This window comes from Nocardioides aequoreus (genome assembly GCF_000720335.1).
Lineage (GTDB): Bacteria > Actinomycetota > Actinomycetes > Propionibacteriales > Nocardioidaceae > Marmoricola > Marmoricola aequoreus.
The window spans coordinates 447,856-472,635 of record NZ_JOJN01000002.1 but is presented as its reverse complement, the minus strand read 5'-3'; the positions used below and the strand labels follow the sequence as shown (position 1 = coordinate 472,635).

Below are 24,780 nucleotides of genomic sequence, written 5' to 3'. Positions count from 1 at the left end.
CCCAACCCCCTGGAGCGACGTACGCCGGCGTGAGCCGGGTCATGCCCGCGGCGTCCCGGCGAGCCGGGCTGCGGCCGGGGCGAGCAGCCGTCGTACGGCGGGCCGGGACACCATCAAGATGACCACCAGCAGGGTGACCGGCACGAAGCCGCCCAGGTCCACTGAGCCCGGAAGGCGACGTGCAGCGACCGGAGCGCGACCAGCTTGCTACCGGCGGCCAGGACCGCAGCGGGAGCACCCCTCGACGGCGATCCTGAGCAGGACCGCGATCAGCAGGGGCAGGGTGAGGGTCTCGCTGAGCGCCGTGAGGTACGGCGGCGCCGGGTTGGCGCACGACGACGTAGGCGAAGACGTCGACCACGTCAGCGGGAGGCGCGAGCGCGCGGGCCCGGACCGTCCCGCCCGGTCGGCGCTGCGACGCGCTCCCACCGCGACGCCTCCGGCTCGTCGGCCGGGCTGCGCGACCAGGCCCGGGTCTCGACGCCGAAGGTCTCCTCGGCGGAGGCCGTCGCCCACGCGCCGCCGTCCCAGTGCCGGTGCCGGTGGGGGTCCTGGGGGTCGCGGTACCAGCCTGCGGGTCGTGTCTCGGGCATGCGGACCTCTCCGCGATGGGCGTCGCGGTTGCAGGGCGCCGAGCCGGGCCGCTCGAGCTGCCGCCGGCCCCCAGGATCCCATCGGGACCCTACGTTTGGCGACCCCCGAGATCGTCGTCTTCGCCGCTGAGGGCCAGGTGGCGCCGGCTCAGTCCTCGTCGTGGGGGTCGACCAGGTGCGGGTCGCCGACGGTCACGTCGGAGACGTGCACGTGCTGCACGGTGACGGCCGACTCGGGGAGCTCCCCGACCGTGTCGTCCAGGACCTCGCCGACCAGGCTGCGCGCCTGCCGCGCCGCCACGCGGATGTCGTGGTTGTACTGCACGATCAGCTCCAGGGTCAGCGACCCCAGCTGCTCCTCGCGGGTGGTCTCGAAGACGACCCGGCGCATCGCCGCGTGCCGCAGCTCGGAGTCGAGCCGGTGCCGCAGCAGCGAGGTCAGGGCGGTGGTGGAGACCCGCAGGTAGTCGTGCGGCGGTCGGGCACGGCAGAGCTCGGCCATGCGCGGCGCGGCCATCGCGCGCTCCAGCACGCGGTCGGCGACCTGCACCGGCAGCGCCGCCGGCTGGTCGCGCAGCTGCGCAGTGGCGGCGTCGAGGGCCTCGTGGGCGGCCTCGGAGGGGCGCGGGGTCTCGGGGTCGTCGGTAGGGTCGAGGTCGGCGAGCGTCAGGCCGCGGTCGACATCCAGCTGGTGGCGGAGTACGGCGTCGCCCTGGCCGACCTGGCCTCCGGCATCCGCCGCAACGTGATCGCCAGCATCGAGCGCATGACCGGGCTCGAGGTGACCGAGGTCAACGTCGCCATCCAGGACGTCTACCTGGAGGACGGCGACGACGCCGACGACACCGACAGCGAGCCGCGGGTCCAGTGACCTCGCCCCAGGCGCACGACGACGCCGAGGTCGCCGACCTGGTCGCCCGGGCGGCCCTCGGGGTCGAGGGCGTGGCCGACCTCCACGGGGGATCCCTCGGAGAGGTCGGGACCTACCTCCCCGGTCGCCGTGTGACCGGCGTCCGGGTGGGCGACGGGGGCACCACGGTGCACCTCGTCGTCGCCTTCGACGCCGACCTCCACCAGGTCGCCGACCGGGTGAGGCTGGCCGTCTCCGCGGTCGCCCCCGTGCCCGTCGAGGTGGTCGTCGAGGACGTCGCCACGCCGTGACGACGCGATGACCGACCGCGACGACGCCTGGCGCCGTGCCCGGAGGGCTGCCGCCAAGCGGCACCACCCCGACCGGGGCGGCGACCCGGCAGCGCTGCACGACGCGCTCACGGCGGTCGACCGCGAGTTCGGTCGGTCCGCCCGACCGGCGCGGCCCGTGCTGGTCGTACGCCGCAGCCGGCGGGGGCGCGTGCGTCGCTGGGCCACCCGGCTCGCGCGCCGCGCCGCCGCCCGGCGCCCCGGCGCCACCCGCTGGATCGACCTCTGAGCACCACCACCCACTTCACGAGGAGCACGACATGACCACCTCCACCATCGGACTGATCGCCGGCCTGCTGCTGGCGATCGCCGCCGCGGCCGGCGGCTTCACCGGCTTCCTGATCGCGGTCGTCCTCGGCGGCGCCGGCTACCTGGTCGGCGGCCACTTCGACGGCGAGGTCGACCTGGGCGCCCTCGTCGGGCGTCGAGACCGTGGCTGACGCCGGCGCGGACCTCGTCCAGCAGGGCGGCCCGGGCCGCACGACCATCGCTCCCCGCGTGGTCGAGCGGATCGCCGTGGCCGCCGCGGCCGAGGTCGACGCCACCGCCCGTGCGAGCGGCGGGCTGACCCGCCTGGTGCGGGGCCGCCTGCCCCGCGCCTCCGCTGTCGTGGCCGGGCAGACCTCACACATCAGCGTCGAGGTCGCTGCCACCTGGCCGACGCCGCTGGCGTCGGTCGCCGGCGACGTCCGTGACCACGTCGCCGAGCGCGTCGGCACCCTCGCGGGGGTCGACGTGACCGCCGTCGACGTGACCGTCGCCGAGATCATCCAGTCGCGGGACCTGAGCCCGCGCGTCCAGTAGAGGAGGAGACGCAGCATGACTGATCACAGCAACGACGCCGTGGCGCCCGCGAAGCCTCCCGTCGGGGTCGGTGCGACCCCTCTCGTCGCCCAGCTCCTGGCCCTCGGCCTGGTGGCGCTCGGCGTGGTCGGGGTGCAGGACCTGCTCGCCCGCACCGGCCTGATCGCCCAGGCGCCGTGGACCGACACGGCCGTGTCGCAGGTCGACGGCCTCGCCTCGGACTCGGTCTGGGTCCTGGTCGGAGGCATCGTCGCGGCGCTGCTCGGCCTGGTGGTCCTCGCGACCGCCCTGCGCCGGCGCCCCCGCAAGACGCTCGAGCTCGACGCGCAGACCGGCGTCCGGCTGCGCACCCGCGACCTGCCCCGGCTGCTCCAGGGCACGGTCGAGACGGTCGACGGCGTCACCGACGTCGACGTCCGTGCCTCGCGTCGCTCCGTCCGGGTCGTCGCCACGACCGTGGTGCGCGACGAGCGCCGCCGCGAGGTGGCGACGGAGCTCGAGGAGCGGATCGCCCCCACCCTCAGGGCGCCGCACCGCGCCCCGCGCCCCCGCATCAAGCTGAAGGAAGGTGCCTCGTGATCTCCCGCAAGGTGCTGGCGGTCGACCGGATCGCCTCCCTGCTGCTCGGGCTCGCCCTCATCGCCGGCGGTGCCGCCGCGGTGTGGTGGTGGAGCGGACGCAGCGGGCTCGGCCAGAGCCTCGACACTGCCCCGGTGACCGACGTGACCGCGGCGGCCTGGTGGCCGGCGGCGGCCGCCGCCGCGGGCCTGGTGCTGGCGCTGCTGGGCCTGCGCTGGCTGGCCGCCCACGTCCGCCGCACCACGGTGAGCAGCCTGACCCTGCGCGGCTCCGGCCGCGGTGGCCGGCTCGACGTCGACACCGGTCGGGTCGCCAGTGCCGCCGCCTCGGCGTACGCCGACACCCTCGGGGTGCGGTCGGCGCGCGGCACCGTGCTGCGCGACCGCGGGCAGCTGGTGGTGCGCATCATCGCGACCATCGACCGCGACGCCGACCTGGCCCGCCTGGCCGAGCACGCCGACCGGGTCGCGGCCGACCTGGCTGCGGTGCTCGAGCGGCCCGAGCTGCGCTGCAGCGTCGAGCTGCGCGTCGCCCGGACGCCGGTGTCGCTGGGCCGCTGAGGCACCCACCGAGCCCCCGGGCACGCGCTGCTCGGGTGATCCACCACATCGATGAGAGGAGACACCATGGGAATCGCTGATAAGGCGAAGAACGCTGCCGAGGACCTCAAGGGCAAGGCCAAGGAGGCCGTCGGCGACGCCAAGGGCGACGACAAGCTCAAGGCGGAGGGCCAGGCCGACCAGACCAAGGCCGCGGCCAAGAAGACCGGCGAGAACGTCAAGGACACCTTCAAGGGCTGAGCCCCGTCCGAGACGAGACGAGCGCCCGGAGCCAGCTGGCTCCGGACGCTCGTGCGTGCCGTGGGGGTCCGGTCAGCGGCGCACCGCGACGGGCACCACGGCGAAGCCGGAGACGACCTTGCCGAGGCTGATGGTCTTGCCCCGGGTCTTGGTGCCCCGCACCTTGAAGCTCGTCTTGACGGTGTCGTTCTTCTGGTCGGCGCGGATCTGCTCGAGCACCGCCGGGATACCCGCGGGCTTCGTGCCGCCGATCATGTCGTCCTCGTACTCCTCGTAGAACTCCTCGTAGCTGTCGTAGAAGTACCAGTCCTCGTCGCTGTTGAAGCCACCGCTGAGGGTCAGCGCGCCCACCCGGCCGACCGACTTGCGGTTGGCGATGACCGGCACGGTGACGTAGCGCGTCTCGGCGTCGCGGGAGTAGAGCTCGACCCGGATCGGGGTGCTGCGGTGCGCCTTGATGACGGCGGGGGAGCGGCCGGTGATCTTCTTCCACGTGCCCTGGTGGCGCCAGTAGGTGCGTCCGATGCGCCAGCGGGTGGCGTCGTCGGTCAGCGTGGTGCTGGTCTGGACGCCGGTGATGGTGACGGCCTCGGTGGAGTTCTCCAGCAGCGTGTAGAGCTGCATCGCGAGGTCGGCGACCGGTGCGGAGGCCACGTCGTAGCTGCTGGCGTAGACGTCGCGGTGCTGCAGCGTGAAGGGCGCCCCGCTGCGCCGCTTGCCCGTGATCGTCCAGGACGCCGACGCGGTTCCCTTGCCGGCGCGGTCGAGGGCACGGTCGCTGGCGGCGAAGGCGTTGGCGAGGCCGGCGTCGGCGACGAGGTCCGGCACCGAGACGTGGGTGGTGCCGGTGATCGTGCGGGAGCCGTGGGTCGCCGTCGACGTGACGTCGTACGACGTGGGCGCGGCGCCGAGGCTGCCCCGCAGCCCGGCCAGCCGGTCGCTGGTGAAGGTGCCGGCGGGGCGGGCGAGGTTGGCGACCTTGAAGGCGGAGAAGAGGCCGGGCACGACCGCCACCGCCTCGGCCGGGTGCAGGGCGTACGACGCGTCGCCGGAGTAGTTGAAGGGGTGGCCGAACGCCAGGACGTCGCCGTCGCACACGTCGGTCACGGTGCCGGTGGCCGCGGCCGAGACGAAGCCCCAGCCGAGCGAGGCGGCGACGTTGCCGCCGGGGACGACGTCGCGCACGTCGGCGTCGGCCGAGGCGCCCGCCGTGGCGGCCCGGGTGACGGGGCCGTGGTCGTCGAGCCACCCGGCCATCTGGGAGAAGCGGCGGTCGCTCAGGCCGGAGACCGACATCGGGGTCGGCAGCGGGCGGAGCCCGGAGCCGAGCTGGGCGCGGGTGGCGCTGGTGGCCCCCGCGACGCGGGTGGCGAGCTGGCCGGTGACCCGGGCGCGCTGCGCGACGGAGCCGGCGCGCAGGTCGAGCATGTCGGCGGCCGGGGTGATGCCCGCCAGCGGCGTGCTGCCCTCGGACAGCCCGTAGGAGACGGCGCCGATGAGCTGCGTGCGGCCGGCGTCGGCGTACACCGGCGAGCCGGACATGCCGGCCCAGATGCCGTTGTCGTCGATGGCCGGCGAGGTCAGCTCGGCGAGGATCATGTCGACGCCCGGCGCGATGCCGTCCTGGAGCACCCCGACGACGGTGCCGTCGAAGCCCTCGGGGTCGGTGCCCCGGCTCACAGTGAGCCCGGTGACCTCCTGGCCTGGCGCCACGTCGCTGAGCGGGAAGGCGCTCGTGCAGCCCGCGGGCGCGGCGGCCGCCGGCGTGGCGAGGCCGACGGCGAGGCTGCCGGTGCCGACGGCGAGGGCGGTGAGGGTGGTGACGAGGATCTTGGTCGGACGCGGCCCGAGCCCACGTGAGGTCATGCTGGTTCTCCCCTGTGAGGGCGCGCCGAGGGTGGCGCGCACGGCATCCTCACCTGCGGCGGCACGGCGGCGCAGCAGATCCGGTCAACGCGAGCCCGTGGTCCAGCCCACCGCGCCGGATCGTGCCTCAGGTCCTTGACCGACGGCGCTGCGTAGGATGCCGCTCGTGCGTCCGACCCCCGCGCCGCCACGATCACGTACGCCGAGTCGCGTGCGCGGAGCCGTCGCGGGCGCCGTGTGCGTGGTCGCGGCCGTGGCCGCGCACGTCTGGGCCGGAGGCTCGGTCTCGTGGCTGCCCGTGATCGCCGCGGCGCTCGTCGCGGCGCCCGCGGGCTACGCCCTCGCGGGGCGTGAGGCCGACGTGGCCCAGACCGCGGCGCTGGCGCTGCTCGCGCAGGGTGTCTGGCACACCGGCTTCATGCTCTCCGCGTCCGGGGGCGACCACCACGCCGTCGACGCGGGCGCGATGCTCCTCGCGCACCTGCTCGCCGCAGCTGTCGCCACGGCGGTCTGCTTCACCGGCGAGCACCAGCTCGACGCCGTGCGCCGCTGGGTGCTCGACCTCGTGCTGCCGCGTCTCCTGGCGCTCGTCGACCCGGTCGCACAGCGTCCCGGTCGGCTGCTGCCGCAGCGGAGCGAGACCGCCCCGCTGCTGCGGCACGTCGTCGCCTCCCACCCCCACCGCGGACCTCCGGCGCGGGTCGCGCTGGGCTGACCACGCTCGTGGTCGGAGCGGACCCCTCGGTCCCTCCCGCGCCCGGCTGAGGAGTCCGTCCGGACGCCGCGCCCGCGGCGTCCGGACGTGCTGCCGCCAGGACGCGACGGCGCGGGTGCCTGACGCACCCGTGCCCGCGTGCCTGCCGGCGCGACCCCGCGGTGTGCCGACGCGCGCACCGCCCCGGAGGAGACCCCATGACCCTGCTCGACCCCGACCGTCCCGACGCCCCCGTCGATCCCGCACGCCGTCCCCGGCGCAGCCTGCGACCCCTGCTCACCCGGCTGCACTTCTACGCGGGCACCCTCGTGGCGCCCTTCATCGTCATCGCCGCCGTCAGCGGGGCGCTCTACGCCTTCACCCCGCAGCTCGAGCGGGTGGTGCACGACGACCAGCTCTTCACCGACTCCCGCGGCGAGCTGCTGAGCCTCGACGACCAGGTCGCCGCCGCCCGCGAGGTGGAGCCCGACCTCCCGCTGCTCGCGGTGCGCCCCGCACCCGAGGAGGGGATGACCACGCGCGTGCTCTTCGACGACGGGCGCACCGACGCCTCGCGCCGGCTCGCCGTCTTCGTCGACCCGGTGGAGGGGGAGGTCCAGGGCAGCCTCACCGCCTACGGCAGCTCCGGGTCGCTGCCCGTGCGCACCTGGGTCGACGAGCTCCACCGCAGCCTCCACCTCGGCGACGCCGGGCGGCTCTACTCCGAGCTGGCGGCCTCGTGGCTGGGCGTGATCGCGCTCGCGGGACTCGCCCTGTGGTGGACCGGACGACGCAGGACGGCGTCGCGGTGGCGTCCCGACCGCGGTGCCTCCGGTCGGCGCCGGCGCTCTCGTGGCACGGCGCGGTCGGCACCTGGCTGGTGCTGGGCATGCTGATGCTCTCCGCCACCGGCCTGACCTGGTCGCGGCTCGCCGGGGCCAACGTGACCGAGGCCAGGGCGGTGCTGAGCTGGACCACGCCCACGATCCTGGCCGACCTCGCCCAGGAGGAGAGCGGCGGCGGGCACGACGGCCACGGCGGCCACGACGCCACGGGCGAGGCGGCCGACGACACCCTGGCCGACGGGCCCGGCGTCGGCTTCCAGCAGGCGTGGGAGGTCGCCGCGAGCCAGGACCTGGTCGGCGGGGTCGAGATCACCCGGCCGACGACCCGCAGCGCGACGTACGTCGTCCAGGAGGTCGACCCGGGCTGGCCCACGCAGGCCGACGCCGTGTCGGTCGACCTGGCGGGGCGCGTCGTCGACGTCGTCCGCTTCGACGACTACCCCCTGGCCGCCAAGCTCGCGACCTGGGGCATCGACCTGCACATGGGCACGCTCTTCGGGGTGGCCAACCAGGTCGCCCTCGTGCTGCTGGCAGCGGGCATCGTGGCGATGGCCGCGATGGGCTACCGGATGTGGTGGCAGCGGCGTCCCACCCGCGGCGGCCGGAGGCTGGGCCGGCCGGCCAGGCGCGGCACCTGGCGCCAGGTGCACCCCGGCGCGCTCGTGCTCGTCGTCGCGGTCGCGCTCGCGGTCGGGTGGTTCGTCCCTCTGCTCGGGCTCAGCCTGCTCGGCTTCCTGGTCCTCGACGCGGTGCTGGGCCTCAGGGCCGGTCGTGCGACGCGGGCTCCAGGTAGCCCCACGCCTCGGTGAGCGGGAGCAGCGCCTCCGGCACCTCGCTGGTGGGGGGCAGCGGGGAGGAGGGCTGCACCTCGCCCGACTTGATGGAGTCGCTCCAGTCGCCGAGACCGCGGCGGAAGCTGCGGCGCCGCTTGCCGTAGTCGAGCATGCCCGACTCCCACGGCACGCCGAGGAAGTCGCACAGCTCGCGGGTGACGCGCTCCGGGTCGGCGGTGAGGTCCTCGTAGCGGACCGTGAGGCCTTGGTGGGTCTGCCGCGCCTGCTCGACGGCGCTCACGTAGCGCTCGACCATCTCCCAGTTGCGCTCGTCGGAGTCCATCGGCCGCAGCTTCTGCCGCGAGCGGGCGATGGCCGCGGGGTGGCGCAGCAGGAAGATGAAGCGGGCGTCGGGCCACGCCGCCTCGATCTCGTCGACGATGAAGGCGTCGGAGGGGCACTTGTTGACCAGCTGCGGCTTGCCGGTGCGCGCGAGCTCGCGCGCCAAGTAGCGGTCCCACAGCAGCGCCTGCAGCTCCGAGACCTCCAGCTTGGTGGCCTTGAGCGCGCGCTCGGCGTACTTGGAGTGGATCTCGACGCGGATGTCCTTCAGGTGCGTCTCGTGCGGGGCGTGGACCTGCGAGTGGGAGTCGAGCAGCACCCGCAGCAGGGTGGAGCCGGAGCGCACGGAGGAGATCACGAAGGCCGGTCGACGCAGGATGCGCTGCCCGTCGCGCGGGGCCGGGCCGTCCGCGGGGGTCGGTGGCGTCCGGTGCAGCTGGTAGCCGGTGGTGCGCTGCAGGAGCCGGTTGATCTGCGTCTTCACGCCCGGACCATATTCGAAGGGTGGTGGCGGGGCGACGAGGCGGGGCCGGTCCGCGCGAGGCGGTGCGACCGGTGGCACGCCTGCGGCGACGTCGGGAGTTCGCCAGGAGTTGGGGTGCACATGGGCTGGCCACGGCCGTCGACTGGGCTATATTCGGCGGGTCCCGGATGACGAGGGTCGTCGGGATTCCAGTCGTGGAGTCGTCGAAGGCGGCCCCACGTCCACCATCTCGAGGGGGATCTCTTGCGATTCACACGTCTCTTCGTCGCGCTCGTCGCGATCTTCAGCGTCGGCCTGACCGGGCTCATGACCTCGGCGCACGCCGCCGAGGGCACCGCCGACCGCGCCAAGCCGCGCCACGTCATCTCCTACCTGCAGAGCGGGGAGACCGCGCGCGACGGCGTCTTCTACACCAAGGGCCGGCTGACCAAGGCCAAGGGCCACGCCGTCTACCTGCAGGTCCGCACCGCCAAGAAGCCGAAGTGGCGCACCATGACCGGTGAGCGCTCGGCCCGCAGCAACGGCAAGTTCGGCTTCACCTTCCGTGGCAAGTGCGGCGCGGCCTACCGCCTCGTCATCAAGGAGAGCCCGAGCTACCGCCGCACCGAGCAGCGCGTCGGCAAGGTCCGCTGCTACTGAGCGCGAGCACCACGCACCACTGAGCACGACGAGGGCCCCGTCCGGCGGACGGGGCCCTTCGTCGTGCCCGGACGGGCCACCACGATGACCCGTCCGGGCCCTGGCGGGTCGGGACCGGGCGTAGTACAACGGCAGTGACGGCGTCGGGGGGCCTCGCCGTCCGACGCCACGGACCCCGGGCAGAGGTGAGGCCGGACCTCCTCAGATCTCGGTCATCCCCGCCGACCGCAGCCGCGGTCCCCGAGCCCGATGGGACCCGCACCATGGCACCGAGCCCACCCACGCCCCCGAACGCCCCGGGCGCATGAGCACGCCCACCGAGACCCCGTCGCCCGGCCCAGCCGTGGCCACGATGAGCCTCCCGACGCTGACGGCCATGGTCGTCGGCGGCATGGTCGGCGCGGGCGTCTTCTCGCTGCCGGCGCGCTTCGGCGTCGCCACCGGCGTCCTCGGCGCGCTGATCGCCTGGACGATCGCCGGGGCCGGCATGCTGATGCTGGCCCTCGTCTTCCAGAACCTCGCGATGCGGCGCCCCGACCTCGACTCCGGGGTCTTCGCCTACGCCAAGGCCGGCTTCGGCGACTACGCCGGCTTCAACTCCGCGATCGGCTTCTGGGCCAGTGCGGTGGCCGGCAACACCTTCTACTGGGTCTTCATCATGGCCACCTTCGGGGCCTTCCACGACGGCTTCGGCGACGGCGACACCCTGCTCGCCGTCGTGCTCTCGACCGCGGGCGTGTGGGTCTTCCACACCCTGATCGCGCGCGGCGTGCGCGACGCCGCGGTGATCAACCGCGTCGTGACGATCTTCAAGGTGCTGCCGATCCTCGTCTTCGTCCTGGTGCTGCTGGTCGGCTTCGACGCCGGCGTCTTCGCCGACAACTTCCTGGCCTACAGCGACCTCGGCAGCATGACCGAGCAGGTGAAGAACACGATGATCATCACGACCTTCGTCTTCCTCGGCATCGAGGGCGCCAGCGTCTACTCGCGCTACGCCCGGCGCCGCGAGGACGTCGGTCGCGCGACCGTGCTCGGCTTCCTCAGCGTGCTCTCGATCTTCGCCTTGGTCACGCTCTCGAGCTACGCCGTGGTGCCCCGCGAGGAGATCGCCGCCACCCGGCAGCCCTCGATGGTCGGCATCTTCGAGTCGGTGGTCGGCCCCTGGGGCGGCACCTTCATCAGCGTGGCCGTGGTGGTCTCGGTGCTGGGCGCCTACCTCGCGTGGACGCTGATGGCGGCCGAGGTGATGTACATGCCGGCGCGCAGCGACGACCTGCCCGAGTTCCTGGGCCGGGAGAACGCCCACGGCACCCCCATCACCGCGCTCGTGGTCACCTCGATCGCGGTCCAGTCGCTGCTGCTGCTCACGATGTTCGTCTCCGACGCGCTCAACTTCATGCTCGACCTGTGCACCAGCCTGTCGCTGGTGCCCTACTTCCTGGCGGCGGCGTACGCACTGAAGCTGGCGCTGACCGGCGAGACCTACGAGGGCGAGGACCCCGCGGTGCAGCGCCGGCAGGCGATCATCGCCGGCATCGCGACCGGCTACACCGCCTTCCTCTTCGTCGCGGCGGGGCTGGAGTTCCTGCTGCTCTCCACGGTCATCCTGGCCCCGCTCACGCTGCTCTACGTCAAGGCGCGCAGCGAGCAGGGACGACGGCTCTTCACCCCCACCGAGGCCGTGCTCTGTGCCGTCATCGTCGCCGGCGCGGTCGCCGGCGTGGCCGGGCTCGTGACCGGACGCATCTCCCTCTGACCCGCTCGTCGACCCCCGAAAGGAACCCCCATGACCACTCCCTCGACCAGCCCGGCGCCCTCGGCGGCGTACGGCGTCCACTCCGAGGTCGGCCGGCTGCGCAAGGTGCTGGTGTGCTCGCCGGGGCTGGCGCACCGGCGGCTGACGCCGAGCAACAGCCACGACCTGCTCTTCGACGACGTGATGTGGGTGGAGAACGCCCAGCGCGACCACGCCGCCTTCGTCGACGAGCTGACCACGCGCGGCGTCGAGGTGGTCGAGCTGCACGACGTGCTCGCGCAGACCCTCGAGGTGCCCGGCGCCCGCGACTGGGTGCTCGACCGCAAGATCGAGCCCAACCACGTCGGCCTCGGCCTGGTCGACGGCACGAGGTCCTACCTGGAGTCGGTCTCCTCGGCGCAGCTCGCCGAGCTGCTCATCGGCGGCATGGCCACGCAGGACCTGCCGGAGGACTTCCGCACACCGCACGTCGCGATGGTCCGCGAGTCGACCGGGGCCCGCGAGTACCTGCTGCCGCCGCTGCCCAACACGCTCTACACCCGCGACACCACCTGCTGGCTCTACGGCGGGCTGACGATGAACCCGCTCTACTGGCCGGCCCGCAAGGACGAGACCCTGCTCTACAAGGCGATCTACGACTTCCACCCCGACTTCGTGGGCTCCACGGTCTGGTGGGGCGACCCCGAGCGCGAGTGGGGCCAGGCGACCTTCGAGGGCGGCGACATCATGCCGGTCTGCAACGGCGTGGTGCTGATGGGCATGAGCGAGCGGACCTCCCGGCAGGCCATCACGCAGGTGGCGGCCGCGCTCTTCGCCCAGGGCGGCGCCGAGCGGGTCGTCGTGGCCGGGATGCCGAAGCTGCGGGCCGCCATGCACCTCGACACCGTCTTCACCTTCGCCGACCGCGACGTGGTCACGCTCTACCCCACGATCATGGACGCGGTGCACACCTTCACGCTGCTGCCCTCCGACCAGGCGCCCGGGATCGAGGTCGTCGACCACGGCGACGAGCGCTTCGTCGACGTGGTGGCCGCGGCGCTCGGCCTGGACGCGCTGCGCGTCATCGAGACGGGGGGCGACGTCTACCAGTCGGAGCGGCAGCAGTGGGACAGCGGCAACAACGCCGTCGCGCTCGAGCCCGGTGTCGTCTTCACCTACGACCGCAACACCCTGACCAACTCGCTGCTGCGCGAGGCGGGGATCGAGGTGATCACCATCGTCGGCGCGGAGCTCGGTCGCGGCCGCGGCGGCGGCCACTGCATGACCTGCCCAATCATCCGCGAGCCGGTGGACTTCTGAGGCGCCGGTCGTGCCGGTGATCGAGCGGGTGCGTCGCGGCGTCACGTCGCTGCGCTACGACGTGGTCGGCCTGTGGCTCGGCACGGCCCTGGCCCTCCTCTCCTTCACACCGTCGCTGCTCCCGCGCGGCTGGCTCTTCCAGGGCGTCGTGGCGGGCTCCAGCGCCGCCGCGGGGTACGGCGCCGCCGTCGCCCTCGCGGCGCTCGGGCGCGAGCTGCTCGACCGCGAGCGGCGCGAGACCTCTGCCCGGACCTGGCGGGCCTACCTGGTGGCGCTCGCCGTCGGCACGCCGCTGGCGCTGGTGGCGGGCGTGGTGTGGAACAGGCAGTCCAGCGAGCTCATCGGCGTCGACCCGGTCGACCCGCTGCTCGTGGTGCTCACGCCGGTCGTCGCGGTGGTGACCTTCGCGGCGCTCGTCGGACTGGGCCGGGCGCTGCGCGCGCTCTACCGGCGTACGTCGTCGTGGCTCGAGCGCCACACCAGCCGCCGAGCCGCGCGGGCCATCGGCTTCACCCTCGTGGTGGTGCTGACGGCCGCGGTCTTCAGCGGGGTGCTGCTGCGGGCGGTGGTCGTGGTGATGGACCGCTCGGCCAGCGTCGGCGACCTGCTGACCGGACAGGGCGTCGTGCAGCCGGAGACGCCGCTGCGCTCGGGCGGCGCGGAGTCGCTCGTGGAGTGGGACGGGATGGGCCGGGAGGGGCGCAACTTCGTGGGTCGCGGCCCCGACGCCGACCGGATCTCCCGGCTGACCGGCACGGAGGCCGAGGAGCCGATCCGGGTGTACGCCGGCGTGGGCAACGCCGCCGACGTGCGCGACCGGGCCGAGCTCGCGGTCGAGGACCTCGTGCGCGCAGGCGGCTTCGCGCGCCGCAACCTGCTGGTCGTCACCACGACGGGCACCGGCTGGGTCGAGCCCAGCGCCGCGACCTCCTTCGAGTACCTCTCCGACGGCGACTCGGCGATCGTGAGCATGCAGTACTCCCACCTGCCGTCGTGGCTCTCGTGGTGGGTCGACGAGGAGCGGGCCACCGACGCCGGGCGCGCGCTCTTCGACTCGGTCTACCGCGAGTGGAGCGCGCTGCCGCCCGACCAGCGCCCGAGGCTGTACGCCGCCGGCGAGAGCCTCGGCTCCTTCGGCGGCGAGGCCGCCTTCAGCGGCGACGTCGACATGGCCAACCGGCTCTCGGGCGCCCTCTTCAGCGGGCCCCCGATCTTCAACCCGCTCTACCGCAGCTTCGTGGACGGGCGTGACGCGGGCAGCCGGGAGATCGAGCCGGTCTACCGCGGGGGCGAGACGGTGCGCTTCAGCCTCGACCCCAGCCGGGGGGAGCCCCCGGGCGACGGGCCGTGGGACGGCACCCGCGTGCTCTACCTGCAGCACGCCTCCGACCCCGTCACCTGGTGGAGCCCGCGGCTGGTCTACCAGCGTCCCGACTGGCTCGAGGAGCCCCGCGGGCCGGACGTCGACGGGGCGATGACCTGGATCCCCTTCGTCACCTTCATGCAGACCACGGCCGACCTCGCGCTCGGCTTCGGCACGCCCCCGGGCACCGGCCACATCTTCTCCGGGCAGCACGCCTACGGCTGGGACCAGGTGCTCGGCACCGACTGGCCCGAGGACCGCCTCGCGGAGCTGTCGCGGCGCACCGGCGGGGGCGGGTGATCACCGGTGCTCAGCCTGCTCACCGCGGTCGCCGGGCTCGCGCTGCTGCTCGGCGGCGCCGAGGTGCTGGTGCGGTCGGGCACGCGGGTCGCGACGCGGCTGGGGATCCCGCCGATGGTGATCGGACTGACCGTGGTCTCGGTCGGCACCAGCCTGCCCGAGCTGGCCATCGGCGTCGACGCCGCACGGTCGGGGAGCCCGGGCCTGGCGACGGGCAACATCGTCGGCACCAACCTGGTCAACCTGCTGGTGGTGCTGGGCGTCGGCGCGGTGCTGCGGCCGGTGCTCTTCGACCGGCGCACGCTGCGCTTCGACCTGCCCTGCATGGTCGCGGCCGCGCTGCTGCTCTGGGTGCTGGCCCGGGACGGCGTGCTGACCACGGGCGAGGGCATGCTGATGGTCGCCGCCGCCGCGGGCTACACCGTGGCCGTCGTCGTCCTGGCCAGGCGTGCCCCGTCGACGACCACCGTGGGGTTGCCGGAGGCCTCGCTCCCCGAGGCTCCGGGCCGCGCGGCCCGGCTCGACCCGCTGCTGCTGCTCGGCTCGATCGCGGTCATCGTGCTCGGCGCCGAGCTGCTGGTGGAGGGGGCGGTGGGCGGCGCCCGGGCGGTCGGGGTGAGCGAGGCGGTCATCGGACTGACGGTGGTCGCGCTCGGCACCTCGGCCCCGGAGCTGGTCACCACGGTGGTCTCGACGCTGCGCGGCAACGCCGAGATGGCCGTGGGCAACGTGATCGGCTCGAGCGTCTACAACATCGCGCTGGTGCTCGGCGTCACCGTGCTCGCCGTGCCGGGTGGGCTGGTCGTGCCCGACGAGGTGCTCGACGCCGACCTGGTGCTGATGGTGGGCGCGACCCTGGTCGCCCTGCCGCTCTTCCTCACCGGGTCCCGACTCAGCCGCCTCGAGGGCGGCCTGATGCTGGCGGCGTACGCCGGCTACCTGACGTGGCTGCTGAGCACCCGGCTGTGACGCCGCCGCCGGCGCGCCGTCCGACCCGGGCGGCCTGGCTGCGGCGCCTGCTGATGGTGGCCGCCGCGGTCGTCATCACGGTCGTGGTGGTGCGGCTGGCCGGCCCGGTGGACTGGTCGGCCGTCGGCTCCGCGCTGGGGCACCTCGACGCCTGGCACGTGCCCGACCTGCTGGCGCTGCTCGTGGTGCGGCAGGTGCTCAACGCCCTGCCCCTCGCGCTCTTCATCCCGGGCGTCTCGCCCTGGCGGGCCACCCAGAACGACCTGGGCGCGATCCTGATGTCGATGATCGCGCCGCCGCCGAGCGACGTGGCCCTGCGCACCGCGATGTTCGCCTCGTGGGGCGTGCCGGTCGCCAAGGGTCTCGCCGGCACCGTGATGAACACGCTGACCTTCTACATCGTGCGCTTCGCGGCGCCACTCGCCGGCTTCGTGCTCCTCGCGGTCGCCACGCGCCCACCCGGGCTGCGCTGGTTCGAGCTGGTCAGCATCGCGGTCGCCGCCGGCATCACCGTCGGCATCCTCCTGGTCCTGCGCAGCGAGCCGCTGGCGCGCCGCACCGGGGTCGCCGCGGCCCGGCTCGTGCGCAGGCTGGGGCGCGACGTCGCGGAGCACGACTGGGCGGAGGCGTGCGCCCGCTTCCGCACCGACGTCGAGTCGCACTTCGAGCGCGGCTTCCCCTGCTCGCTGCTGGCGTACGCCGCGATGCTCGCGGTCGACCTGACGATGCTGGTGCTCGCGCTCCGCTTCGTCGGGGTCGGCGCCGACGCGGTCTCGCTGCTCGACGTCGCCATCGCCTACCTCTTCGCCTACCCCTTCACGCTCTTCCCCTTCTCCGGGCTCGGCGTCGTCGACGCGCTCGTGCTGGCCGCCGTCGTCGAGGCCGGCGGCCTGGAGGTCGAGGCCGCGACCCTCGCCGCCCTCGCCGTCTGGCGCACCTTCACGGTGCTCGGCCCGGTGCTCATGGGTCTGGCTGCGGTCGCCCACTGGCGGCGCGGCTCCCGGTCCTCCGGGTGACGCCGACCCGCCCGAGATGCACGCCGATCCGCCTGAGATGCACGCCGATCCGCCCGAGATGACGACATCTCAGGCGGATGGGCGCGGGTCAGCTGGAGACCGCGGGCACGTCGCTGCGCGCGACCACGCGGCCGTCGTCGTCGCGGATCTCGACGACGTCGACCTGCTCGCGCAGCAGCGCGGCGTTCATCCGGCACACGATCGGCACCTGGGAGCCGAGGAAGGTGCCAGAGTCCTCGACCGCGCCGTCGCTGCCGACGAGCAGCACCTGGTAGCTGGCACCCTCGGTCCAGCCGTCCATGTCGAGCACGGTCTCGGTGCCCCAGGTGTGCGCGACCAGCGAGGCCTCGATGTCGACGCCGTCGGGCTCGTCCTCGAAGGCGATCGGCTCGAGCGCCCCCAGCGTGCCGGGGGGACCCTGCGGCGGCTGCTCGTCGCGGCCGCCGAACACGGCACCCGCGACGCCGCCGACGAGGAGCAGCACGACCGCGGCGGCCGCGGCCGGCAGCCACCTGACCAATCGCGAGCGGCGGCCGGACTCCGTCGGGGCGGCCTCCCGCTCGGTCTCGGGGATCGCGAGCACCCGCGCCGCCAGCTCCGGGCTCGGCACCGGCTCGGCCCACGGCACCGGCACCTCGTCGAGGCGGGCCAGCAGCGTGCGCATCTCCTCGGCCTCGGCGGCCGCACCCGGGTCGGCGGCGACGAGGGCGGCGTACTCCTCGGCCTCGGCGGGGCTCAGCTCACCGGCCGCCGCGGCGGCGATCAGCTCGGCCTCGCGGTCGCTGCGGGGACGCGGCTCAGGCGTGGTGGGCATCGGTCTCCTCCTCCCCGAGGGTCGCGCGCATGGCGCGCAGGGCATGGTAGGCACGGGTCCGCAGCGTGGCGACGGGTACGCCGTTGCGCTCGGCGAGCTCGGCGTAGGTCAGGCCGTCGAGCTTGACCGCGACCAGCACCTCGCGGTGCTCGGGCGAGAGGCCGGCGAGCGCCTCGACGAGCACCACGCGGGCCTCGACCTGGTCCTCGGCGCCGGGCTGCGGGGGCAGCAGCCGGGCCACGCCCTCGTCGGTCACGGGGGTGGCGCGACGGGCGCGGGCCCGGGCGGCGTCGACCACGACGTTGCGCGCGATGGCGAAGAGCCAGGTGCGCACCGAGCCGCGTCGCTCGCTGAAGCGGTCGCGGGCCGCCCAGGCGCGCACGAAGGTCTCCTGCACGCAGTCCTCGGCGGCCTGGCGGTCGCCGAGCGCGTTGGCGGCGTACCCCAGCAGGACCCGGCCGTGCTCGTGCCAGGCCGCCGCGAGGTCGAAGCCGTCGGGTGCCGGCGGCGCCGGGTGCGTGCGGTCCGCCAGCGCGATCACCGCCCCCTCGATCGCGACCGTCGACATGGTGCGGCCTCCTGTGTCGTGACGCGCGGGGCCGCGCGTCTCACCGTAGTACGTCGCTGGGCGCACCGGCGTTTCATCGCCTCCGCGATGAACGCGGCCCTGTGCGGCGGCGTACCCCCTCGTGAGGCGCCGACCACCGGGGCCCACGACGAGAGGACGAGTCGATGCCGACGACGCGCTGGAAGCGACCCACCGCGGTGGCCGCCGCCACCACGCTCGCCGGGGCAGCCGCCCTGTGGAGCGCACCGCCCGCCGCCGCCGAGACGGAGGTCGAGCGCCCCGCGACCTTCACCAGCGCCTACACGGTCAACGCCACGCCCGACACGATCATCGACACCGAGGGCAACCCCGCGGAGGGGCAGCCGGGGGCGAGCGGCAGCTTCAGCTTCATGATCAACTCCGACGAGGAGATCATCTGCTACGACATCTCGCTGCAGGGCGTGACGGGGGAGTACGAGAGCCCGGCCAAGACCGCCACCCACGTGCACCAGGCCAACGCCGGCGAGGGCGGGCCGCCGCGGATCGCCTTCCCCAACCCGCAGGGTGAGGGCGAGCGGACCTCGTCCGGCTGCCTGCAGGGCCCCTTCACCACCGGCCTCGACGACGAGGAGACCGGTGAGGACACCGGCACCGGCTTCTCCCTCGCCGACATCGAGGCCGACCCGGCCGGCTTCTCGGCCGACACCCACACGGCCGACTACGCCGCCGGCGCCGTGCGCGGCCAGCTGACCCCGATGCCCGTCGGCGGTGTCGACACCGGCATGGGCGGCGCCGCGCAGGACGGTGGCGTGAGCGCCACCGCGGCGGCCGGAGGTGCCGCGGCGCTCGTCGCCGGTGTGGCCGGCCTGGTGGTGCTGCGCCGCGTCCGCGCCTGAGCGGCGCACGAGATGACGGCGCGACGGGTCGCTCCGCTGCTGGCAGCCCTGCTGGTGCTGCTGGGGTGCGGGGCGCCCGCCGCGCCGGATCCGGCGCCCGCGGCGCGACCCGAGGCCGCGCCCTCGGCGCCCTCGCCGAGCGCGTCGCCCTCGCCGAGCGCGTCGCGCGCGCCTGCCGCCTGGGAGCAGGCGCCCGCGCCGCCCCGGTCGGTCGAGATCCCGGCTCTCGGGCTGCGCGAGCAGCTGGTCGACCTCGGCCTCACCGCCGAGGGCGGCCTCGAGGTCCCGGCCGACCCCGCGCGGGTCGGCTGGTTCAGCGGCGGCGGTCGGCCCGGCGGGAGCGGGCCGACCGTCGTCGTGGGCCACGTCGACTCCGAGACCGGCCCCGCGGTCTTCGCCGGGCTGCGCGAGCTGGGTCCCGGCGACGAGGTGGTGCTGACCGCTGCCGACGGCCGCGCGACGACGTACGCCGTGCGCGAGGCGGTCGACGTGCCGCAGCAGCCCTTCCCGACCGAGCAGGTCTTCGGCGCCACCGCCGGCGACGTGCTGCGGCTGATCACCTGCACCGGGCCGTACGACGACGCGGCGGGTCGCTACACCGAGAACAGGATCGTGACCGCCGTGCCGGTCACGTGAGCGCGCGCAGCGCCGCGGTCGTGACCACGGCGACGACGAAGACGGTGAGCACCCCCGCGCGCAGCACCAGCGCGACCACGCCCGCGGCGAAGCCGGCCACGGTGCGCCAGTCGGCCCCCCACCGGCCGCCCTCGTCGAGCAGCTCGACGACGACCAGCGCGGTCAGCATGGCCACGGGCAGCAGCGCGGCGACGCGGCGTACGCGCGGGTGGTCGAGCACGGCCGCGGGGAGCGAGACGCCGGCGAGCTTGAGCAGGTAGGAGCCCACCGCCGCCACCAGGAGCCCGGCCCAGAGCGCGGTCACGACGACGCCTCCGCCGGTCCGCGCAGCCCTGCGGCGAGGGCCACCACCGCGGCCGCCACGACGGGGACGCCGGGTGGGGCCAGCGGGATGAGCACGAGGGCGAGCAGCCCGCCGAGCACCGCCACGGCCACGGCGCCGCGCTGCCGCAGCTGCGGCCAGAGCAGCGCCAGGAAGACGGCGGGGGCGGCGGCGTCGAGCCCCAGCGCCTGCGGGTCGACCGCCTCGCCGACGAGCGCGCCCACCAGCGTGCCGAGGTTCCACAGCGCGCACAGCCAGCCGAAGGTGGCCCAGAAGGCGAAGCGGCCCAGTCGCGGGGTCGGCTGCGCGACCGCCATGGCCGTGGTCTCGTCGATGGTGGCGTGGGCGACGAGCAGTCGCTGCAGGCCCCGCGGCCGCAGCAGCCGGCTGACCGGGATGCCGTAGAAGGCGTTGCGCGCCCCGAGCAGCAGCGCCGCCGCCGCCCCCGCCACCGGGGCGCCACCGCTGGCGACCACGCCCACGAAGGCGAACTGCGAGGCGCCGGTGAACATCACCAGGCTCAGCACGAGCGTCTGCGCGAGCGAGAGGCCCGAGCCGGTCGACACCGCGCCGAACGTCGCGCCGAAGGCCGCGGCGTACACCCCGAAGCCGACGGCGGTGCGGGTCAGCCGCGCACGGTCAGCGGCGGCCACGGCGTCGGGCTCCACGGTCACAGACTCCCAGAGCGGTAGGTTGGCGCCGTGGCGGGGATCGTGCAGGCAGCCGACCGCGCGCAGCGTCGCCACTCGGTGCTCGGGCTGCCGCTCGCGGTGTTCTACAAGTTCTTCGACGACCAGGGCAACTACCTGGCCGCGATGATGACCTACTACGCCTTCGTCGCGATCTTCCCGCTGCTGCTCCTGGGCACCTCGATCCTCGGCTTCCTGCTGCAGGGCAACCCCGAGCTCGAGGCCCAGGTGCTCGACTCCGCGCTCGCGCAGTTCCCCGTCATCGGCCAGGACCTCGGTGCACCGGAGGGACTGACCGGCTCGGTCACCACCATCGTGCTGAGCACGACCATCGCGCTCTACGGCTCGATCGGTCTGGGGTCGGCGATCCAGAACGCCATGAACGTCGCCTGGTCGGTGCCGCGCAACAGCCGCCCCAACCCGATCCTGCTGCGCCTGAAGAGCCTGGTGGTGCTGCTCGCCGCCGGGGTCGCGCTGCTGGGCGTCAGCGCGGTCGCGATCATCGCCCAGCGCTCCGACTGGCTCGACGCCCTCGGCGCCGTGGGCCACTGGCTGGTGGTGCTCGCCTCGACGCTGGTCATCACGGCCGGGATGACGCTGCTCTTCCGGCTCGCCGCGGCTCGGAGCCACCCGTGGCAGAGCGCCGTTCCGGGGGCGCTCTTCGTCGCGCTGATGTGGCAGGTGCTGCAGCAGGCGTCGGCGGCGTACCTCAACCGGATCGCGGAGGGCACCTCGCAGGTCAACCAGGCCTTCGGCGCCATCCTCGGCCTCGTCGGCCTGATCTTCATCGCCTCGGTGATCGCCGTGCTCGGCATCGAGCTCAACATCGTGCTGGTGCGCCGCCTCTGGCCCCGCGCGCTGCTGACTCCCTTCACCGACTCCGTCGACCTCACCGAGGCCGACCGCCGCGCCTACACCAGCTACGCCCGCGCCCAGCGCCACAAGGGCTTCGAGGAGGTCTCGGTCGACTTCGGCACCCCACCCCACCGGGAGCCCGACGACTCCGACGAGCCCGACCACCCCGACCAACCCGCCGAGACGTCACTCCCTGACCGCCGAGAGGTCACTCCCTGACCCTCGAGACGTCACTGCCTGACACGGGTGTGTCAGGGAGTGACGTGTGGGCGGTCATTCCCTGACCTCTGGGCGGTCATTCCCTGACCTCTGGGCGGTCAGGGAGTGACCTCTCGGCGGGGGGCGGGGCCGGAGGAGTGGCGTACGACGAGCTGGGTGGGGAGCACGCGGACGGGGGCGGGCGGCGCCTCCGGTGAGGCAGGTACGGCGCCGGGCCGGGTCAGCGCGGCGAGGGTCTCGACCGCCCGGCCGCCGGCCTCGGTGGTGCGCTCGGCGAGCGTGGTGAGCGGCGGGTGGCAGAAGTCGGCGCCGAAGATGTCGTCGAAGCCGACCACGCTCAGCTGCTCCGGCACGCGGACGCCGCGCTCCTCCAGCCGCCGCAGCACGCCGATGGCCAGCACGTCGTTGTGCGCCACGACGGCGGTGGCGCCGCTGGTCAGCAGCGCGTCGGCGGCCGCCGGGCCCGAGGCCATCGTGGGCGTGTAGGGCCCGAAGCGGGTCGCGCTCAGGCCGAGCTCCTCGGCGGCGGTGCGCAGGCCGATCCAGCGCTGGGCCCCCGACCACGACTCGGCCGGACCGCCCAGGAAGACGAAGGAGCGGTGGCCGTGCGAGGCCAGGTGGGTGACGATCTGGCGGGTCCCGCTGGCGAAGTCGGCGACCACGCTGGTCAGGCCGGGGACGGCCCGGTTGACCAGCACCAGCGGGTTGAGCTCGGCCGCGCGGCGCAGCGCCTCGTCCGGCATCCGGGAGGCCATGATGACGAAGCCGTCGACCGCCCGGCCGAGGCGCTCGACCAGGCGCTCCTCCTGCGCGGGGCTCTCCTGCGAGTCGCCGATCACCAGGGTCAGCCGCGCCTCGGCGGCCGCCCGCTCCGCGCCCTTGACCACCCCGGCGAAGTACGGGTTGGTGATGTCGGGGACGACGAGCGCGACCGTGCCGGTGCGACCGGTCCCGAGGGCGCGCGCCGTCGGGTCGGGGGAGTAGCCGAGCCGGGCCGCCACCTCCAGGACGTGCTCCCGGGTGACGTGGTTGACCCGCCCAGGGTTGCTGAAGGCGCGCGACACGGTCGACGGGGCGACCCCGGCCGCCTCGGCGACCGTGGTGATCGTCGCGCGACGCTTGCGCGGGGGTGGGGGCGGGCTCATCCGGCCATCGTGGCACCGGTCTGGCAAATTTTGGCAACCGGTTGCCATGTGACGGACGCCACTCCTAGCGTCACGGTCACTCATCAAGGAGGACCACATGAGCAGCCACACCGCCGCGGACGTCGCGGCCCAGCAGGACCGACGTACGCCGAAGCGCGCGGCCGTCGCCGCCTGGACCGGCAGTGCCCTGGAGTACTACGACCTCGCGATCTACGGCACCGCCGCCGCGCTGGTCTTCCCCCAGATCTTCTTCCCCGAGGGCAACGACTCCGCTGCCACGATCGCGGCCTTCGCCACCTTCGGCGTGGCCTACGTCGCCCGCCCCTTCGGGTCCTTCCTGATGGGCCACATCGGTGACCGGCTCGGCCGCAAGACCATCCTGGTCGGCTGCCTGATGCTGATGGGCATCGCGACCTTCCTGATCGGCTGCCTGCCGACCTACGAGCAGATCGGGCTGTGGGCGCCCACGCTGCTGGTGCTGCTGCGGCTGATGCAGGGCCTCTCCGCCGCCGGCGAGCAGGCTGGCGCCAACTCGATGTCCTTCGAGCACGCCCCCGACGACCGCCGTGGCTTCTTCACCAGCTGGACGCTCAGCGGCACCCAGGGCGGCCAGGTGCTCGCCCCCGCGGTCTTCCTGCCGCTCGCCGCCGTGCTGCCCGAGGAGGCGCTGCTCAGCTGGGGCTGGCGGGTGCCCTTCCTGCTCTCCGCGCTGCTCTTCGTGGTCGGCATGGTGATCCGGCTCAAGCTCGACGAGACGCCGTCCTTCCAGGACGAGGTCGAGGAGGCCGAGGTGCGCAGGGCCCCGCTCTCGGAGCTCTTCGCCGACCACAAGGCCGCGGTGCTGCGGGTCTTCTTCGCCGCCTTCATCGCCATGGTCAACACGATGTTCCAGGTCTTCGCGCTCAACTTCGCGACGTCCGACGACTACGGCATCGGCTTCTCCAACAGCTTCATGCTGTGGCTGGCCATCGTGGCCAACCTCGTCGCCATCGCGATCATCCCCTTCTGGGCGATGCTCTCCGACAAGGTCGGCCGCAAGCCGGTCTTCCTCACCGGACTGCTCGGCAGCGCCGTCCTGGTCACTGCCTTCCTCGGCGCGATCCGGGCCGGCAACGAGCCGCTGACCTTCGCGCTCGGCGTCGCGCTCGCCGGCGTCGTCTACTCCATGCCCAACGCCGTGTGGCCCGCGACGTACGCCGAGTACTTCCCGACCACCGTGCGGCTCTCCGGCATGGCCATCGGCACCCAGTTCGGCTTCGCGCTGGCCGGCTTCACGCCCACCATCGCCAGCGCGCTGATGGGCGGCGACGCCGACAACTGGTGGCGGGTCGCGGCCTTCGCCGTGAGCGCCTGCCTGATCTCCGCGGTCGCCGTGCTCACCGGCCCGAAGGCCACGCACACGGTCCCGACCACCGAGGTCGGCCTGCGGCCGGCCGCCCGTCCCGCGGTCGGTGTCGGGTGAGCGACTCCTACGCCCTCGCGCTCGTGGGCTCCGGCATCGCCCGGTCGCTCACGCCGGCGATGCAGGAGCGCGAGGGCCGCGAGCAGGGTCTCGCGCTGACCTACCGGCTCCTCGACGCCGAGGTGCACGGGCTCGGCGCCGACGACCTGGCCGAGGTGCTGACCTGGGCCGAGCGCTTCGGGCTCGCCGGGCTCAACGTCACCCACCCCTACAAGCAGGCCGTGGTGCCGCTGCTCGACGACCTCTCCGACGCCGCTGCCGACCTCGGCGCGGTCAACACGGTGGTGCTGCGCGAGGGGCGCCGGGTCGGCCACAACACCGACGCCACCGGGTACGGCGCCGGGCTCGCGCGGCTGCTGCCCGACACCGTGGGGGACCGGGCGGTGCTGGTGGGGGCGGGTGGCGCCGGGGTCGCCGTCGGCTACGGCCTGCTCGAGCACGGCGTCGCGCACGTCGCGGTGCACGACCAGGACGCCGAGCGGGCCCACGCGTGCGCCGTACGGCTGGGCAAGCGCTTCGGCGACGACCGCGTGAGCGTGGTGGGGGACCTGGAGTCGGAGACGGCGCGGGCCGAGGGGCTGGTCAACGCCACCCCCGTCGGCATGCACGGCCACCCCGGGCTTCCGGTGCCCGCGCACCTCGTCCGGCCGGGCACCTGGGTCTCCGACGTCGTCTACTTCCCGCTCGAGACCGAGCTGGTGGCGCTGGCCCGCGCGCGGGGCTGCCGGGTGCTGCCGGGCGGCGCGATGGCCGTGGGCCAGGCGGTGGGGGCCTTCGAGCTCTTCACCGGCCGTCCCGCCGACGCCGGGCGCGTGCAGCGCCACTTCGAGCAGCTCACCGGCTGACCGTCTCGACGACGGTGGGGCGTCGCGC

31 protein-coding genes are annotated in these 24,780 nt (G+C 74.2%); 22 read left to right on the top strand and 9 right to left on the bottom strand.

The window, feature by feature from the left end:
• Positions 1–362 precede the first annotated feature (362 nt).
• Both IG63_RS0104820 and IG63_RS23495 read right to left on the bottom strand, forming a co-directional pair.
• The gene (locus tag IG63_RS0104820) at positions 363–593 is read right to left on the bottom strand and encodes a DUF2510 domain-containing protein (protein WP_030483249.1); all 231 of its coding nucleotides are present in this window, start codon (positions 591–593) and stop codon (positions 363–365) included.
• Positions 594–741: 148 nt separating this feature from the next.
• A complete protein-coding gene (locus IG63_RS23495) occupies positions 742–1,143 on the bottom strand; it encodes a hypothetical protein (RefSeq protein WP_245604328.1) in 402 nt (133 codons plus the stop codon).
• Between the two features lie 54 nt (positions 1,144–1,197).
• Between IG63_RS23495 and IG63_RS23490 the strand changes: the two genes are divergently transcribed.
• The 8 genes from IG63_RS23490 (at position 1,198) to IG63_RS22005 (ending at position 3,976) form a co-directional block, all read left to right on the top strand.
• Positions 1,198–1,464 (top strand): Asp23/Gls24 family envelope stress response protein, encoded by a 267-nt coding sequence (locus IG63_RS23490; RefSeq protein ID WP_245604327.1) that lies wholly within the window; start codon positions 1,198–1,200, stop codon positions 1,462–1,464.
• Positions 1,461–1,754 carry an Asp23/Gls24 family envelope stress response protein gene (locus tag IG63_RS0104805; RefSeq protein ID WP_030483246.1) on the top strand — a complete coding sequence of 98 codons (294 nt, stop codon included), beginning with the start codon at positions 1,461–1,463 and terminating at the stop codon, positions 1,752–1,754. The genes IG63_RS23490 and IG63_RS0104805 overlap by 4 nt, the downstream gene beginning before the upstream one ends.
• Before the next feature lie 7 nt (positions 1,755–1,761).
• Complete coding sequence (locus IG63_RS0104800) at positions 1,762–2,022, top strand: hypothetical protein (protein WP_030483245.1); 261 nt, start codon at positions 1,762–1,764, stop codon at positions 2,020–2,022.
• A gap of 31 nt (positions 2,023–2,053) precedes the next feature.
• The gene (locus tag IG63_RS0104795) at positions 2,054–2,233 is read left to right on the top strand and encodes a hypothetical protein (protein ID WP_030483244.1); all 180 of its coding nucleotides are present in this window, start codon (positions 2,054–2,056) and stop codon (positions 2,231–2,233) included.
• Positions 2,226–2,597 carry an Asp23/Gls24 family envelope stress response protein gene (locus IG63_RS0104790; protein ID WP_051706149.1) on the top strand — a complete coding sequence of 124 codons (372 nt, stop codon included), beginning with the start codon at positions 2,226–2,228 and terminating at the stop codon, positions 2,595–2,597. The genes IG63_RS0104795 and IG63_RS0104790 overlap by 8 nt, the downstream gene beginning before the upstream one ends.
• Before the next feature lie 15 nt (positions 2,598–2,612).
• Entirely contained in the window at positions 2,613–3,176 is a 564-nt protein-coding gene (locus tag IG63_RS21330; protein ID WP_051706148.1) for a DUF6286 domain-containing protein, read from the top strand.
• Complete coding sequence (locus IG63_RS21325; RefSeq protein ID WP_030483241.1) at positions 3,173–3,736, top strand: hypothetical protein; 564 nt, start codon at positions 3,173–3,175, stop codon at positions 3,734–3,736. Before IG63_RS21330 ends, IG63_RS21325 begins: the two co-directional genes overlap by 4 nt.
• A 66-nt stretch (positions 3,737–3,802) precedes the next feature.
• A complete protein-coding gene (locus tag IG63_RS22005) occupies positions 3,803–3,976 on the top strand; it encodes a CsbD family protein (RefSeq protein WP_030483240.1) in 174 nt (57 codons plus the stop codon).
• Positions 3,977–4,048: 72 nt separating this feature from the next.
• Here the strand turns inward: IG63_RS22005 and IG63_RS0104770 are convergent, their stop codons facing one another.
• On the bottom strand, positions 4,049–5,842 hold the full coding sequence (locus IG63_RS0104770) for a hypothetical protein (RefSeq protein WP_030483239.1): 1,794 nt from the start codon (positions 5,840–5,842) through the stop codon (positions 4,049–4,051).
• Between the two features lie 211 nt (positions 5,843–6,053).
• Here IG63_RS0104770 and IG63_RS0104765 point away from each other — a divergent pair, with 211 nt between their 5' ends.
• The 3 genes from IG63_RS0104765 to IG63_RS23200 all read left to right on the top strand — a co-directional run bounded on the left by IG63_RS0104765 (position 6,054) and on the right by IG63_RS23200 (position 8,190).
• Entirely contained in the window at positions 6,054–6,557 is a 504-nt protein-coding gene (locus tag IG63_RS0104765) for a hypothetical protein (RefSeq protein WP_030483238.1), read from the top strand.
• 197 nt (positions 6,558–6,754) lie between these two features.
• Positions 6,755–7,432 (top strand): PepSY-associated TM helix domain-containing protein, encoded by a 678-nt coding sequence (locus IG63_RS23205; RefSeq protein WP_211249191.1) that lies wholly within the window; start codon positions 6,755–6,757, stop codon positions 7,430–7,432.
• Positions 7,345–8,190: a PepSY-associated TM helix domain-containing protein gene (locus IG63_RS23200; protein WP_211249190.1), complete on the top strand. Its 846-nt coding sequence runs from the start codon at positions 7,345–7,347 to the stop codon at positions 8,188–8,190. The genes IG63_RS23205 and IG63_RS23200 overlap by 88 nt, the downstream gene beginning before the upstream one ends.
• On the opposite strand, the gene IG63_RS0104755 is transcribed toward IG63_RS23200, so the two are convergent.
• Positions 8,141–8,980, bottom strand: a complete 840-nt coding sequence (locus IG63_RS0104755; protein WP_030483237.1) for a sulfotransferase family protein — start codon at positions 8,978–8,980, stop codon at positions 8,141–8,143. The two genes, IG63_RS23200 and IG63_RS0104755, sit on opposite strands and share 50 nt — an antisense overlap.
• A gap of 243 nt (positions 8,981–9,223) precedes the next feature.
• Here IG63_RS0104755 and IG63_RS0104750 point away from each other — a divergent pair, with 243 nt between their 5' ends.
• The 6 genes from IG63_RS0104750 to IG63_RS0104725 all read left to right on the top strand — a co-directional run bounded on the left by IG63_RS0104750 (position 9,224) and on the right by IG63_RS0104725 (position 16,322).
• The gene (locus tag IG63_RS0104750; RefSeq protein WP_030483236.1) at positions 9,224–9,619 is read left to right on the top strand and encodes a hypothetical protein; all 396 of its coding nucleotides are present in this window, start codon (positions 9,224–9,226) and stop codon (positions 9,617–9,619) included.
• Positions 9,620–9,923: 304 nt separating this feature from the next.
• Positions 9,924–11,375, top strand: coding sequence for a basic amino acid/polyamine antiporter (locus IG63_RS0104745; protein ID WP_030483235.1), 1,452 nt, complete (start codon positions 9,924–9,926; stop codon positions 11,373–11,375).
• A 30-nt stretch (positions 11,376–11,405) separates the two neighbouring features.
• Entirely contained in the window at positions 11,406–12,674 is a 1,269-nt protein-coding gene (locus IG63_RS0104740) for an arginine deiminase (protein WP_030483234.1), read from the top strand.
• A gap of 10 nt (positions 12,675–12,684) precedes the next feature.
• Positions 12,685–14,337, top strand: a complete 1,653-nt coding sequence (locus IG63_RS0104735) for an alpha/beta hydrolase (protein WP_157210018.1) — start codon at positions 12,685–12,687, stop codon at positions 14,335–14,337.
• Between the two features lie 6 nt (positions 14,338–14,343).
• Positions 14,344–15,306, top strand: a complete 963-nt coding sequence (locus tag IG63_RS0104730) for a calcium/sodium antiporter (protein WP_030483232.1) — start codon at positions 14,344–14,346, stop codon at positions 15,304–15,306.
• Positions 15,282–16,322: a lysylphosphatidylglycerol synthase domain-containing protein gene (locus tag IG63_RS0104725; RefSeq protein ID WP_245604326.1), complete on the top strand. Its 1,041-nt coding sequence runs from the start codon at positions 15,282–15,284 to the stop codon at positions 16,320–16,322. The genes IG63_RS0104730 and IG63_RS0104725 overlap by 25 nt, the downstream gene beginning before the upstream one ends.
• A gap of 88 nt (positions 16,323–16,410) precedes the next feature.
• Here the strand turns inward: IG63_RS0104725 and IG63_RS0104720 are convergent, their stop codons facing one another.
• Together IG63_RS0104720 and IG63_RS0104715 are read right to left on the bottom strand one after the other, a co-directional pair.
• Complete coding sequence (locus IG63_RS0104720) at positions 16,411–17,136, bottom strand: hypothetical protein (protein ID WP_030483230.1); 726 nt, start codon at positions 17,134–17,136, stop codon at positions 16,411–16,413.
• Positions 17,120–17,704, bottom strand: a complete 585-nt coding sequence (locus IG63_RS0104715; RefSeq protein ID WP_030483229.1) for a sigma-70 family RNA polymerase sigma factor — start codon at positions 17,702–17,704, stop codon at positions 17,120–17,122. Before IG63_RS0104715 ends, IG63_RS0104720 begins: the two co-directional genes overlap by 17 nt.
• Positions 17,705–17,868: 164 nt before the next feature.
• Between IG63_RS0104715 and IG63_RS0104710 the strand changes: the two genes are divergently transcribed.
• Both IG63_RS0104710 and IG63_RS22000 read left to right on the top strand, forming a co-directional pair.
• A complete protein-coding gene (locus IG63_RS0104710) occupies positions 17,869–18,579 on the top strand; it encodes a CHRD domain-containing protein (RefSeq protein WP_036194400.1) in 711 nt (236 codons plus the stop codon).
• 12 nt (positions 18,580–18,591) lie between these two features.
• Positions 18,592–19,215, top strand: a complete 624-nt coding sequence (locus tag IG63_RS22000) for a class F sortase (RefSeq protein ID WP_030483227.1) — start codon at positions 18,592–18,594, stop codon at positions 19,213–19,215.
• Here IG63_RS22000 and IG63_RS0104700 read toward each other — a convergent pair.
• Both IG63_RS0104700 and IG63_RS0104695 read right to left on the bottom strand, forming a co-directional pair.
• Positions 19,208–19,519 (bottom strand): AzlD domain-containing protein, encoded by a 312-nt coding sequence (locus IG63_RS0104700; RefSeq protein WP_030483226.1) that lies wholly within the window; start codon positions 19,517–19,519, stop codon positions 19,208–19,210. The genes IG63_RS22000 and IG63_RS0104700 overlap by 8 nt on opposite strands.
• Positions 19,516–20,205, bottom strand: a complete 690-nt coding sequence (locus IG63_RS0104695) for an AzlC family ABC transporter permease (protein WP_030483225.1) — start codon at positions 20,203–20,205, stop codon at positions 19,516–19,518. Before IG63_RS0104695 ends, IG63_RS0104700 begins: the two co-directional genes overlap by 4 nt.
• Before the next feature lie 33 nt (positions 20,206–20,238).
• Between IG63_RS0104695 and IG63_RS0104690 the strand changes: the two genes are divergently transcribed.
• Positions 20,239–21,300 carry a YihY/virulence factor BrkB family protein gene (locus IG63_RS0104690; RefSeq protein ID WP_051706147.1) on the top strand — a complete coding sequence of 354 codons (1,062 nt, stop codon included), beginning with the start codon at positions 20,239–20,241 and terminating at the stop codon, positions 21,298–21,300.
• A 98-nt stretch (positions 21,301–21,398) separates the two neighbouring features.
• Here the strand turns inward: IG63_RS0104690 and IG63_RS0104685 are convergent, their stop codons facing one another.
• A complete protein-coding gene (locus IG63_RS0104685) occupies positions 21,399–22,445 on the bottom strand; it encodes a LacI family DNA-binding transcriptional regulator (RefSeq protein ID WP_030483223.1) in 1,047 nt (348 codons plus the stop codon).
• Between the two features lie 97 nt (positions 22,446–22,542).
• Here IG63_RS0104685 and IG63_RS0104680 point away from each other — a divergent pair, with 97 nt between their 5' ends.
• Complete coding sequence (locus IG63_RS0104680) at positions 22,543–23,907, top strand: MFS transporter (RefSeq protein WP_030483222.1); 1,365 nt, start codon at positions 22,543–22,545, stop codon at positions 23,905–23,907.
• A complete protein-coding gene (locus tag IG63_RS0104675; RefSeq protein ID WP_030483221.1) occupies positions 23,904–24,752 on the top strand; it encodes a shikimate dehydrogenase in 849 nt (282 codons plus the stop codon). Before IG63_RS0104680 ends, IG63_RS0104675 begins: the two co-directional genes overlap by 4 nt.
• Positions 24,753–24,780: the final 28 nt, after the last annotated feature.